Below are 13,137 nucleotides of genomic sequence, written 5' to 3' on the forward strand. Positions count from 1 at the left end.
TCCCCGCCCATTCTCCCAAGCACCAAAGGTGCACTGATGCGCCCTGGTCGTGAACCATCAAGAGACTGGTGCCACACGTTGGCAAACCACGACATCTGTATCCACTTGGACACGATCAGGCACCGACGGTTTTCTGGGGCTTCGGCCAGGGGCCGCCTCGCTGTTCGCGACCAGCGGTCTTGATCCTGATGGGTGTCTGGTGCGGATCAGTCCGCAACCACCACTGAGAACAACGGGTGCGTATTGGAAGGGAGGAGCCACCACAACCGGCGGTTGTGGTGGATTGGTATTGCCTGTTGACTACGGCTGGCTAATGGGTGACCCCATTTTCAGTTCACCCCAGGTTCTTTTTCATGAACTTCTGGATTTCCCCGACAATACCGCTCCGGAACGCCAGTACCGTGATGATGAAGATACCCCCAAGGATGGGATCAACCCAGTCCCGCAGCGGGCCCTGGGAGAGCTGGTACTCCACGTTCACCACGAAGGTCGCACCTACAACTGGGCCCAGCAGAGTGCCCATGCCGCCCACCAGGGTCATCAGGATGACCTCACCGGACATGTGCCAGTGGGCATCGTTGAGGGAGGCCAGCTGGAACACTACCGACTTCATGGAGCCCGCCAGGCCGGCCAGCGCTGCAGAGATCACGAAGGCCAGGGTTTTGTAACGATCCACGTTGTAACCCAGAGAGACCGCGCGGGGTTCGTTCTGCTTGATGGCCTTCAGCACCTGTCCGTACGGACTGTTGACGATACGCTGCACCAGCAGGTAGCAGGCGATGAAAACAGCCAGCACGAAGTAGTACATGTTCAGGTTGTCTTCGAGGTTGATGAAGCCAAACAGCTGGCCTCTCGGGATGCCATGCATGCCGTCTTCACCGCCGGTAAATTCCGACTGGACGAAGAAGAAAAACACCAGCTGCGACAAAGCCAGGGTGACCATGGCGAAGTAGATGCCCTGCCGGCGGATCGACAGCAACGCGAAGCCGAGACCCAGCAACGTGGCAACGGCGGTGCCGGCAATGATGCCCATCTCGGTGGTCAATCCGGAATAGTTGGTCAGCAGGTATCCGGTGGTGTAACCGCCGGTCGCCAGGAAGGCGGCGTGGCCAAAGGAAAGCAACCCGGTAAAGCCGAACAACAGGTTAAAGGCCACCGCAAACAGCGCAAAGCACAGGATTTTCATCAGGAAAACCGGATACATCGCGAACGGTGCTGCCAACAGCAAAATCAGCAGAACCGCGTTCACTATCATTTTCTTCCGGTTTTCTGCGTTCTGCTGTTCCAGAATGGCTTTTTGAATGTCGGTCTGAGTGATAGGCTGATTCATGGTTACGCCTCCTTACCAAACAAGCCACTGGGACGGAACATCAGAACGACCACCATGACCAGGAAAATGACGGCGGATGCGGCTTCCGGATAGTAGGTTTTGGTGAGGCCTTCGATTACCCCCATCGCTATACCCGTGAGAATGGCGCCACCGATCGACCCCATCCCGCCGATAACCACCACCGCAAACACGACGATTAGCAGGTTCGAGCCCATGACCGGCGTGACCGAGTAGATGGGCGCCGCCAGAACACCGGCGAACGCCGCGAGCATGACACCAAACCCGTAGGTCAGGCTGACCAACAACGGCACGTTGATACCAAACCCCTGCATCAGCTGGGAATCTTCCGTTCCGGCGCGCAGGTAGGAGCCCAGTTTGGTTTTCTCGATCATGAACCAGGTGCCGAAACAGACCAGTAGCGCCACAACGATGACCCAGGCCCGGTAATAAGGCAGGAACATGAAACCCAGGTTCATACCACCCTTGAACATATCGGGCATGGAATAGCGCAGGCCGGACACGCCATAGATATTGGTCAGGACACCCTGGATCAGCAGGGCGACGCCGAAAGTCAGCAGAAGGCTGTAGATGTGATCCTGACCGGCAATCCGGCGCAGGAGAAAATATTCGATAACCACCCCGAACACGCCAACGGTCAGTGGCGCCAGAAACAGGGCTACCCAGTAGTTGACGCCCAGTGCATCAAACATGATCACGGTGACCATGGCACCCAGCATGTACATGGCGCCATGGGCAAAGTTGATAATCTTCAGCAGACCAAAGATCACCGCCAGGCCCAGGCTCAGCAGGGCGTAGAAGGCACCGTTAATAATCCCGATCAGCAGCTGGCCGGACAGTACGGCAAACGGGACACCGAAAATCATGGACATGTTGCTAACTCCAAAAGCAGCACAGACGCAATTGCGCTTTTCGTCTTTGCAGGTTCCTGAGGGCTCTCCGCCTGGTGGCGGAGAGCCCTGTTGCTTGCGGTTTTACTTACTTGTTAACCAGCTTGCACTTGCTCTCGGAGAGCGGACGGAAGGCTTCATCGGCCGGGATGGTACGAACGATGTCGTACAGGTCCCATTCGCCGGTGGAGTCTTCAGGGGATTTGACCTGTGCCAGGTACATGTCATGTACCATGCGGCCATCTTCGCGAACGATGCCGTTCTTGGCGAACATGTCGTTGACCGGGTTCTCCATCATCCACTTGCGCACAGTCTGGGAGTCGTCGGAGCCGGTAGCTTCAACGGCCTTGAAGTACTGCATGGCGCTGGAATAGATACCGGCGTGGACCATGGTCGGACGGGCACCGGTCTCTTCCATGAAGCGATCGGACCACTCGCGGGTCTCGTCGTTCATGTCCCAGTACCAGCCGGTGGTGAGCTGGAGACCCTGCGCCACTTCGGTACCGAGGGCGTGAACATCACTCAGGAAGACGACGAGACCGGCAATGGTCTGGCCTGCCTGGGTTACACCGAACTCACCGGCGGTGGTGATGGCGTTGGTGGTATCGGCACCGGCGTTGGCCAGGGCGATAACGTCAGCACCGGAGGCCTGGGCCTGAAGAATGTAGGATGAGAAATCGTCGGTCGGGAACGGATGACGGATGCTGCCGACAATTTCCCCACCATTGGATTCCACCACGCGGGTCACGTCCGCTTCCATGGCATGGCCGAAGGCGTAATCGGCGGTCAGGATAAACCAGGACTTGCCGCCCTCCTGAACGATGGCCGTCGGTGTACCGATGGACAGTGCATAGGTGTCATACACATAGTGGATGTGGTTCGGCGTGCAGTGCTCATTGGTAATACTGGAAGCCGCAGAGCCATTAACCAGACCAAGCTTGTTGCTCTCTTCAAGGATCTTGGTGGCCGCGATAGTGACGGAAGAAGCAACCAGGCCGCTTACCATGTCCACGTTATCGTTTTCGACCCATTTGCGCACGGTGCTTGAGGCTACATCCGGGCTATTCCGGTCGTCGGCACTGACCACTTCAATTTTCGCGCCTTTGACCTTGCCACCGAAATCGGCAATCGCCATTTCCAGGGCCTTCAGGCCGTTGGGGCCGGCCAGGTCACGGTAGGTACCGGACATGTCAGCCAGGTAACCGATCTTCACCGTGTTATCAGTGATTTCGGCCTGGGCGCCGCCCACCATCAGGGCTGATGCAACGGCTGATGTCAGAAGCTTTTTCATCATTGTCATTGTTGTATCTCCGCTACTGTCTTGCGTTGGTTGTTCGGGTTGTTGTTGCTTTTTTTGGTTGTTGCTCTCTTCTATCCGGTGTTACACACCCAAATAGTCGTTTAGCAGCGACTGCTTGGCCTCAAGCTCGTCGGCGCGTATCTCTTCCACGATCTGGCCATGCTCGACCACGTAATGGCGGTCAGCCAGCGGCTTGGCGAAGTGGAAATTCTGCTCCACCAGGACAATCGTCAGCCCTTTCTTCTTCAGGGCAGTCAGCACCTCTCCCAGCTTCTCCACGATCACCGGGGCAAGGCCCTCGGTAATTTCGTCGAGCAACAGCATATTGGCACCGGTACGCAGGATGCGCGCCATCGCCAGCATCTGCTGCTCACCGCCGGAGAGCTTGGTGCCCTGGCTGAATCGGCGTTCGTAGAGGTTGGGAAACATGGTGTAGATTTCTTCCAGGCTCATGCCGCCGCTGCGCACCACCGGTGGCAGGGTCAGGTTTTCCTGGACGTTGAGTGACGAAAAAATGCCCCGATGTTCGGGGCAATACCCGACACCCAACCTGGCAATATGATGGGGAGCGCAGGACATGGTCTCCTCCCCGTTGATCATGATGGAGCCGGTACGGCGACCCACCATGTTCATGATCGCTTTCAGGGTGGTAGTGCGGCCGGCGCCGTTACGCCCGAGCAGGGTGACCAGTTCACCCCGGTTAACCACCATGTCGATGCCATGCAGGATATGGGACTCGCCATAGAAGGCGTGCAGTCCGGAAACCCGCAGCTGTTCGTATTCCTTGTCCGGTCCGTGACTCATTGGGCGGCCTCCGCACTGGCGGGATTCGTCTCGGTCGCGCCTCGCTCGCCACTACCGTCGGATCCCATGTAAACCTCGCGCACACGGGGATCGGCAGACACGGTTTCGTAGTCGCCTTCGGTCAGAACGGCCCCCTGGGCCAGCACGGTGATGCGGTCACACAGTTTGCTGACCACACTCAGGTTATGCTCCACCATCAGCACCGTCCGGCCCTTGGCGGCACTGCGCACCAGCTCGACCACACGGTCCACATCCTCGCTGCCCATGCCCTGGGTCGGTTCATCGAGCAGCAGGATTTCCGGCTCCATCGCCAGCGTGGTCGCCAGCTCCAGTGCCCGCTTCCGGCCGTACGCAAGCTCCACAGTGGTGGTGTTGGCAAAACTGGTCAGCCCGACCGCGTCCAGTAACTCCATGGCGCGTTCGTTGAGCTTGTTCAGTCGGGCTCCGGCTTGCCAGAAGCTGAAGGAGTTCCCTTCGAAGGTCTGCAATGCAACGCGGATGTTTTCCAGCGCGGTCATGTGCGGGAATACTGCCGATATCTGGAAGGAGCGAACCACACCCTTGCGGGCGATGGCGGCGGATTTCAGGGAGGTGATGTCCTCGCCTTTATAGAGGATTTTTCCCCTGGTCGGGATCAGGAACTTGGTCAGGAGATTGAAAACCGTGGTCTTGCCGGCACCGTTGGGGCCGATCAACGCATGGATGTCGCCTTTCCGGATATTGAGGTTCACGTCGTCTACGGCGACGAACCCCTTGAACTCCTTGACCAGGTTACGGGTCTCGAGAACGTACTGTTCACTCATGAGCCACTATACCCTTTGTTATTGTTGTACTTCTGAATTAACTACAGAGTAGATTGACGTATACGTAAACGTCAATACCTAATTTCTGTATTTTTCCGGGGGAATCGAATAGGTCATAGTGGAGTGCGCCACCGGCTCTTCCACCCCCTCGGAATAGACAAACACTTCCCCGACTCCCATGGTCCGCCCCACCTTCAGAAGGTTCGCACGGGCCCATATCGCGGCATGGGCCGCCGGCTTTCTGAGGAAGTTGATGTTCAGGTTGGTAGTCACCGCAAGGGGCACCAATCCGATCTTGCTCAACAGGGCGGCGTACATGGTTACGTCCGCCAGTCCCATCATCGCCGGCCCGGACACAGTGCCTCCGGGCCGCAGGTGCTCCTCATCCACCTCCAGCCGCATCTCGGCCCAGCCGTCCCCGAGCTTCTGCAGAGTGCCAAATGCCTCACCCTGCGGAAACTGCTCTTCGAGGAACGCCTGGAGCTCTTCGAAGGTGATGATCATGCGTCGACTTCGTCCTTGGCACGGTTACGGAGCACGAATCGCTGGATCTTGCCGCTCGGGGTCTTCGGCAGCTCATCCACAAACTCGATCTCCCGCGGGAAGGCGTGGGTGGACAGGCGACGACGGACCAGTTCCTGGAGCTCGTCTTTCAGGGCCTGATCATCCGCCGGCTCCTGACCGCTCTTGATGACCACGTAAGCCTTGATAATAGCACCCCGCTTCTCATCCGGCTTCGCCACCACACCCGATTCGGCGACGGCGGCGTGCTCAAGCAGAGTACTCTCCACGTCGGCGGGGCCAACCCGGTAACCGGCGGTGGTAATGATGTCGTCGTCACGACCACTAAAGGAGAAGCTGCCGTCACCGTGGCAGATCACCATGTCACCGGTGAGGTAGTAACCGTTCACAAACGGGTCTTTCTCACCCCAGGTGTAGCCATCAAAGTGGAACAGCGGAGATGCTTTCACGTCCACGGCCAGCTGACCGATCTCGCCCTCGCCTACTTCCTCGTTCTTCTCGTTCAGCGCAACCACCTTGTGGCCTGGTGAGGAATAACCCATGGAGCCTTCCCGCACCGGATGCTCGAGACCATGGAAGTTGCAGCAGGTCATGCCGGTCTCGGTCTGGCCGTAATGGTCCTTCACCGGACAGAAATGACGATTCCTGATCCAGTTGACCACCTCCGGGTTCAAAGGTTCACCGGCACTGCTGCAGACACGCAGGCCCAGGTTCTCACCTTCCGGCAGCACCTGGTCGTTGGCCTTGAGCAGGCGATAGGCCGTTGGGGCCGCCGCCAGGTTGGTGATCTTGTGCTTGCGGATCATGTCGTAGGTGGATTCGGGGGTGAATGCACCGGGGTTGAAGTGGGTAGCGTGGCCCATCATCAGCGGGCCGACCACCGCGTAGTAAAGACCGTAGGCCCAGCCTGGATCGGCCACGTTCCAGAATACATCGTCCTCACGCAGGTCGATGGCGTACTTCATGTAAACATAAAACGCCAGCAGCGCCTTCGCCGGTACCGCAACGCCTTTCGCCTTGCCGACGGTGCCGGAGGTGAACATCTGCAGGAACGGATCGGAACCCTTGATCATCACCGGCTCGAACTGGTCGGACTGCTGAGCCAGGGTCTCCTCGAAATCCTGGACATCGGCGCCGGTCTCGCTGGCATTGACGCACAGCACCGGGGCGCAGTCCTTCACTTCGGTGAGCTTCGGGTAGTTGGCGGGATCAGTAACTACAAGCTTGGTACCGGCACGCTCAAGGCGGTACTCGATGGCGCCCGAGCCAAACGCAGTAAACAGTGGCTGGTAGACCGCGCCGGCCCGGAGGGCGCCGGCGATGACAATCAGAAGTTCCGGGCCTCGGGGCAGCAGGCCGGCAACCCGATCGCCCTTGCCGATTCCCTGGGATTTCAGGTAGTTGGCAAAGCGGGCGGAGGCAGCCTTGAGCTCCGCGAATGTCAGGGTGCCATCACCACCATCTGCTGTTTCGTAGAACAGGGCTACCTTCTGTGGGTCGGTGGCCCACTTGTCACAGATCTCGTGGCATACGTTCAAGCCGCTATCAAGACGTCCGTCCAGGATGTCCGCTTCCAGAGCGGCTGCATCAAAGTTGTTGTACACATCGGTGTATTTCGGAAGGCTCATCGTGAACTCCTGTTGTTTTTATCTTTGAATGCACAGGTCCAAGGTTTAGCACAGGCTTCACTTTACGTAAAGGTAAACCTTAGACTAATAACCGCCCCTTTTGCGGTCGTTTTATCACGTCATCCGCAAACGGGCCGGGAGATCAGGACTTTGGCGTAATATCACCTTTGTGGCGGGCTGAAAGGATATGATGGAGGCCGTCACACTCCACCAACGGGTCATCGCAGTTCACCACGATATCGGAGCGGGCGATCACGTAGCCCTTGCCGGTAATGCTGTTTTTCACTACCTGGTACTCGCCCTCGGTTTCCACCGAGGTGAACTCGCCGATAAAGCCGGTTTCCCTCAGGGAGACAGTCTCCAGCTTGTCGCCAGGGCGGATCCTGCCTTCGTAATTCATCAGTGCCAGGCGGGCCGAGGTGCCGGTGCCCGTGGTACTGCGGCAGATGACCCCCGGATGCACATACGTGGCCGAGCGTGAGCGGTAATAGCCCTCCGCAACGTGCTCCTCCGGCCCCATAAAGTGCAGGAACGGCAGCGGGCCAACATCCCCCAGGGTGTAATGGGAAAAACCCCGCTCCGCCTGGATTGCCTCGACGATGGCATGGGCGGTTTCTGCCAGTTTCCGCTCTTCATCCAGGGTCAGATCGAAGCCCAGCTCCTTCGCATCCACCAACGCATAGAAACCACCACTGTAGGCGACACTGTAGGTCACCTTGCCGAGCGACGGCACTTCGATGCTGGCCTTATAGGTGTGTATATAGCTGGGCAGCCCCTCGCAGGTGATTGCTTCGACCACGCCGTCATGCACAGTGGCCTCGATCTGGACCAGCCCGGCCGGCGACTCCAGCATGAAGTTCTGCTTGCCCTCCTGCTTGGGCACGATACCCGCCTCAAGCACGGCGGTGGCGGTGCAGATGGTGTTGGAACCGGAATAGATCGGGTAACCCATCACTTCCATGATGATGTAACCGGCTGCCGCACGCGGGTCCGTGGCCGGCACCAGCAGGTCCACCGACATCTCCGGGATGCCATAGGGCTCTTCGAGCAGCAGTTTCCGGAGACCGTCGGCGTCATCCCGCAGGTACTCCATCTGGGCGCGCACGGTGTCTCCTGGCAACAGGTCTATGCCGCCGGTCACGATCCGGCTGACATCGCCGCCGGCATGGGTATCCATCAACTGAATGGTGAGTTCCGGCTTCATCAGGCGCTCTCCAGGGCGTAGGGTTTGCCGTGTTCTTCCCACTGGGCGTCGGGAACGATCACGATCTTGCCGAGATAATTGCTGCCCCGGTTAACAAAGTACTCCTCGGCCCGATGCAGATCCGAGAGCCTGAAGGCTCCGTGCAGAACCGGTTTGAGCTGGCCGCCCCGAATCCAGGTCATCAGCTGTTCCGCCTCTTCGCGGGTGCCGTGGGAGACACCGAAAATCTGAACCTGGTACAGGTAGATTCGCGTCCAGAGTATTTCGCTGATGTTGCCGCCACTGGCGCCGGCAATGCTCAGGCGTGGGTAGGTGGCGCGGGCATTCATATCGAAGATCATGGTGTCGATGAAGCGGTCGGTCATCTCGCCGCCCACCAGGTCCATGATCGCATCAATGGGCTTGTCCCCGGTCTGCTCTTTCACCCGATCCTCGAAAGTGTCCATGTCCGAACGATCCAGAACGGCTTCGGCACCCAGGGCCATCAGCGCATCCGCCTTGTCCTTCTTGCTGAGCGCGTAGGGAATGGCACCCATGATCCGGCACAACTGGATCAGCGCAGTACCCACACCGCCGCTGGCGCCGGTGACCAGAACCCGTTCCCCGGCCCGGACATTGGCCGAGGTGAGCATGTGCATGGCGGTCTGGTAGGAACACATGCCCATGGCCGCCAACTCCGCATCGGACAACTCGGGATTCGGGATGTGATGGAACTGGTCGGAAGGCAGCACGACGTATTCGGCAAAACCGCCGTCCGCGCCGTGGCCGTAGTAGTCGGGCGTCAGATTGATGTCCCGTCTGCCATTGGCGTAGATGTTGAAATCCAGCAGCCCGCGTTCGCCGATGCGGCTCTCATCAACGCCATCACCGACAGCCACTACCCGACCGGCAATGTCGGCGCCCTGGATGCGGGGAAAGGTCAGGGTTGGCTTGCCCCCCATCTTGAACGATGTCATCTCGCCCTTTTTGGTGGGATAGAGCCCTTCCCTCGCCTTGCGATCGGTGTTGTTCTTGGCGGTTGCCGTCACCTGAACAAGGACCTGGCCCGGGCCGGGCTGAGGGGTGGGAACGTCCTGATATTCGAGCTTGTCGATATCACCGTGACCGGTAAGAACCATGGCTTTCATGGTGTTCGGGATCATGGACGGGGAATCCTCCCTGGTCTGCTGAATTTGGGGTATCCAGTCAGGATAGGTGAGATTCCCGGGCGTGTCAGGGCGTGTTGCGGGTATCCATTATTTGCCTTAGCGGGCGATTACCCGGTATACCGGGCGCAGCCTGGGAATCTGCTTGAGCACCACCTGAATGACCGTCATCAGCGGCACCGCCAGCAACACGCCCACCGGGCCCCAGAGCCAGCCCCAGAAGAAGATGGACACGAAAATGATGACCGGATTGATGGCCATGCGGAAGCCATGAATCCAGGGCTCGATAAAGGCCCCTACCAGGGTGGTCAGCGCCAGGAAACCCAGCGGGGCGATGGCCATCATCCAGAACTCCTCCAGACTGATCACCGAAATCACGGACAGCATCGAGACGGAAATCACCACACCCAGGTAGGGAACAAACCGGGCCAGCCCCGCCACCAGTCCCCAAACCGCGGGATCTGGCAGGCCCACCGCCCAGCAGATCAACCCCGTGGACGTACCGACAAAGATGTTGCTCAGGCCCAGCACGCCAAGATACTGGGCAATCAGGTGCTGGGAGTCATGGGTTATTCGCAGCACCGTCTTGCGCTGGCCCATGGGCAGCTGACGCACAAAGTTCCGGATCAGACGATCCCCGCTTACCAGGAGAAAGTAGGTGAGCGCCAGAGCCAGGGCCAGGCCGACAATGCCGTTCTGGATCTTGTTCATCAGCTGGCTGCGCCAGGAATCGGTCTGCAAAACCACCGCCGTTGGCTGCCGCCGCTCGCCATCGGAGAGCTGCTCGACGGATTTCTCCACTTGCTCGGCCGATTCGGTGACCTTGGCAATCTGACGACTGAGTTCACTTTCCCCCACCAACACCCGGGAAACCGCTCCCGGCACCTCTTCGACCCACTTCAGGGCCGGCGTGGCGACTGCCAGCGTGATCCCCACAATTCCGGCCAGCACCAGCAACACAAACACCATGGAACTGACCATCCGGGGAATGCGCCACTTCACGTAGGCTTTTTTGACCAGCGGCGACAGCAGCAGGCTGGTCATTACCGCCAGAACGATGGGCAGGATGATCTGGTGGGCGACATAAAGGGTGTACAGGATGCCGAGACCGAACAGGCCGTAGATCGGAGTCGCGAGGTCCGAGGAAATCAGCGGACGCTTTTCATTGCCCGCCGGTTGGTTCTGTTTCGAGTGGCCTTCCATGAGGAGCTCCGAGCCCTTAAACAACGACCGGCCCGGGTGATATCCGGGCCGTCATGAAAACCACCAGTCTAACCTGCCCGGCGGCAGCCTGCATCAGGGCCCGGCAAATCCGGTGATCGGGCCTCAACGATGCTGCCGCTACCCGGTGCACTCCCGGAATTCATCCGTACCAGGGGACCCGAGACTGTTACACCACTTGGGTCTACCTTCACAAAACTGCCTCCGGCCTTGAGGGTCACTTCGGCTCCGGCCTCGATGATGATTTTCAGCCCGGCCTTGTGGTGAATCTCGGTGCCCGCTTCCACCAGCTGACTGCTGCCCTGTTTGCTGTAGTGATTGCCGTTGGCGGTCAGGCTGTAGTCGGCACCAAGGTTCTCCCGATGTTCACCGTTCACGGTGAGGTGGCTGTCGCCTTTGATGTGACTGAAGTGATTGTTGCCGACTGTACAGTGGCTGTCATTTTTGATGACCTCGGTGCGGTTGTGTTCGGTGAGCAGATCCAGGTCTTTCTGGGCATGAATGTAGATCTGTTCTTCTCCGGCCTCGTCTTCGAAGCGCAGTTCGTTGCTGCCCTCACCCTTGTGGGTCTTGGTTTTCAGGGTGGTGCGGGTCTTGTGCGCCGGTAGTTCGTACGGTGGCTGATTGGTGGCGTGGCAGGTGCGACCGGTGATAATGGGTTGGTCCGGATCACCGTCCAGGAAGCTGACGATCACTTCGTGGCCGATACGGGGCAGTGCCATCAAACCGTATTGGCCACCGGCCCAGCCCTGGCTGACGCGGAGCCAGGCACTGCTGTGGTCATCGTTGTTGGAATAGCGGTCCCAGGGGAAACGGACCTTCACCCGGCCGTGTTTGTCGCAGTGGATTTCTTCACCCTCCGGACCGGTGACAATGGCGATCTGGGGGCCGTCCATCATTGGCTTGTGTTCACACCTCGGACGCCAGGTTCTGTCCGCCGGGACCACGTTGAAGAAGTTGTGGTAGGTAGTGGGCTCCTGGCCGCCCTCCTCTTTCAGGGCCTGGGGCTGTTTGCCGGTGTGGGTGACGGCAGTGAGCAGCCAATCCCGGTTCAGGGCCTCGTTGTCGTGGTCAATGAGCGGGAGTTTGGCGCGGGGGGTGAAGTCCGGCCGGTTGCTTTCGCCGTAGCCGGTGGAGGCATCGTTTCTCAGGGCGTCCAGGCGGGCTTGGGTGAAGGGCTGACCACTGGCATCGACCTTGTAGCGGCCGGGGTAGTCGTAGTGCTGGTAGTCTTCGCGATGGTTCAGGTCGGCGCTCGCCTGCTCGTGCATCAGGGCATAGGCGGGGTTTTTGAAGGTGTAGTCCTTGAGGGCGACGGAGGCGACGCGGACGCGTTCCTGGTACTTGAATCGGAAAATACAGGGCTGACGAGTACTGCCTCCGGCCCGGCCGTTGTACGGTGCCGGCTCCAGCTTCGGGGCATCGCCGTGGTGATCGGCAAAGACCAACGCCGGTTGCTGTTCTCCATTCACACCGCCGTGCTGGTAGTGGTAATGCCAGCCCTCTTCCGTCGCCAGCCTCTCGATGAAGGCCAGATCGCTTTCCCGGTGTTGGACGCAGTATTCCCGTTCTTCCGGAGCGCGTTTGAGATCGAAGATGGTGTCCACGATGCCCCGCTCTTCCAGCAGGGTTCGGATAATGGCCTGCGGGCTCTGGCCCTGGAAGATGCGGCTGTTGTGCATCAGGCCGAGGCGCCAGAGCGGCGGTTGGAAGACGACTTCGTAAAGGGTGCGGCGGTGGCCGGTATCGCCCCGGGCGAATTCGTTGACCACGCCGGTGAATTGGCGCAGGGGTTGGCCGTCCTGCCAGACCACCAGGTCGACGGGTTGTTCCAGCATGGCTTCGGCAGGTACGTCGGGATCGGTGCTCGCCAGCTCGAGGCGGCCCCGAAAAAGCTCGGAGAGGCTCTCGGTCAGCGCGAAGGCGACCACGGCGAAATGATCAGAGGGGAAGTCACCGACGCGGGCGGTGAACTGCAATCCGCTTGCCTGGGGCATGTCTTCAGTCCTTGAAGGGTTGATTCGGTCCGTTGAATCGGTGCGGGTATTTTGGCCATCGGATCCTTGATGGGGCGCCCGCGAAGTTGGGAAAGGTACCAGCGCGTTTGGAGAAAATCCAGAGTTGGGGGGATGAGCGTGAAGATGGGGTCAGATGAAAGCTTTCATCTGACCCCGATTTTAACCGGGAGCTTGGCGGGAAAGTGAACTTGGGGTCAGATGAAGGTTTTCATCAGACCCCTGAGGCTGGACTGAGGATGGGGTCAGATGAACAA

General features: G+C 59.2%; 11 protein-coding genes. All 11 read right to left on the reverse strand.

Going from position 1 to position 13,137, the window contains the following annotated elements:
- Window positions 1–334: 334 nt before the first annotated feature.
- Entirely contained in the window at window positions 335–1,330 is a 996-nt protein-coding gene (locus BM254_RS16965) for a branched-chain amino acid ABC transporter permease (protein ID WP_092006652.1), read from the reverse strand.
- 2 nt (window positions 1,331–1,332) lie between these two features.
- Entirely contained in the window at window positions 1,333–2,220 is an 888-nt protein-coding gene (locus tag BM254_RS16970; protein ID WP_092006655.1) for a branched-chain amino acid ABC transporter permease, read from the reverse strand.
- Between the two features lie 106 nt (window positions 2,221–2,326).
- Window positions 2,327–3,538 carry an ABC transporter substrate-binding protein gene (locus tag BM254_RS16975; protein WP_092006658.1) on the reverse strand — a complete coding sequence of 404 codons (1,212 nt, stop codon included), beginning with the start codon at window positions 3,536–3,538 and terminating at the stop codon, window positions 2,327–2,329.
- An 81-nt stretch (window positions 3,539–3,619) separates the two neighbouring features.
- The gene (locus tag BM254_RS16980) at window positions 3,620–4,342 is read right to left on the reverse strand and encodes an ABC transporter ATP-binding protein (RefSeq protein ID WP_092006661.1); all 723 of its coding nucleotides are present in this window, start codon (window positions 4,340–4,342) and stop codon (window positions 3,620–3,622) included.
- Window positions 4,339–5,145 (reverse strand): ABC transporter ATP-binding protein, encoded by an 807-nt coding sequence (locus BM254_RS16985; RefSeq protein ID WP_092006664.1) that lies wholly within the window; start codon window positions 5,143–5,145, stop codon window positions 4,339–4,341. Before BM254_RS16985 ends, BM254_RS16980 begins: the two co-directional genes overlap by 4 nt.
- A 78-nt stretch (window positions 5,146–5,223) precedes the next feature.
- Window positions 5,224–5,649, reverse strand: coding sequence for a PaaI family thioesterase (locus BM254_RS16990; RefSeq protein WP_092006667.1), 426 nt, complete (start codon window positions 5,647–5,649; stop codon window positions 5,224–5,226).
- Window positions 5,646–7,295 (reverse strand): AMP-binding protein, encoded by a 1,650-nt coding sequence (locus tag BM254_RS16995; protein WP_092006671.1) that lies wholly within the window; start codon window positions 7,293–7,295, stop codon window positions 5,646–5,648. Before BM254_RS16995 ends, BM254_RS16990 begins: the two co-directional genes overlap by 4 nt.
- A 142-nt stretch (window positions 7,296–7,437) precedes the next feature.
- On the reverse strand, window positions 7,438–8,499 hold the full coding sequence (locus BM254_RS17000; protein ID WP_092006674.1) for a proline racemase family protein: 1,062 nt from the start codon (window positions 8,497–8,499) through the stop codon (window positions 7,438–7,440).
- Window positions 8,499–9,641 (reverse strand): alcohol dehydrogenase catalytic domain-containing protein, encoded by a 1,143-nt coding sequence (locus BM254_RS17005; protein WP_092006677.1) that lies wholly within the window; start codon window positions 9,639–9,641, stop codon window positions 8,499–8,501. The genes BM254_RS17000 and BM254_RS17005 overlap by 1 nt, the downstream gene beginning before the upstream one ends.
- Before the next feature lie 102 nt (window positions 9,642–9,743).
- Window positions 9,744–10,847, reverse strand: coding sequence for an AI-2E family transporter (locus tag BM254_RS17010; protein WP_092006680.1), 1,104 nt, complete (start codon window positions 10,845–10,847; stop codon window positions 9,744–9,746).
- Between the two features lie 68 nt (window positions 10,848–10,915).
- Window positions 10,916–12,862, reverse strand: a complete 1,947-nt coding sequence (locus BM254_RS17015; RefSeq protein WP_092006683.1) for a type VI secretion system Vgr family protein — start codon at window positions 12,860–12,862, stop codon at window positions 10,916–10,918.
- Window positions 12,863–13,137: the final 275 nt, after the last annotated feature.

This window comes from Marinobacter pelagius (assembly GCF_900114925.1).
In the GTDB taxonomy this organism is placed as follows: Bacteria; Pseudomonadota; Gammaproteobacteria; order Pseudomonadales; family Oleiphilaceae; genus Marinobacter; species Marinobacter pelagius.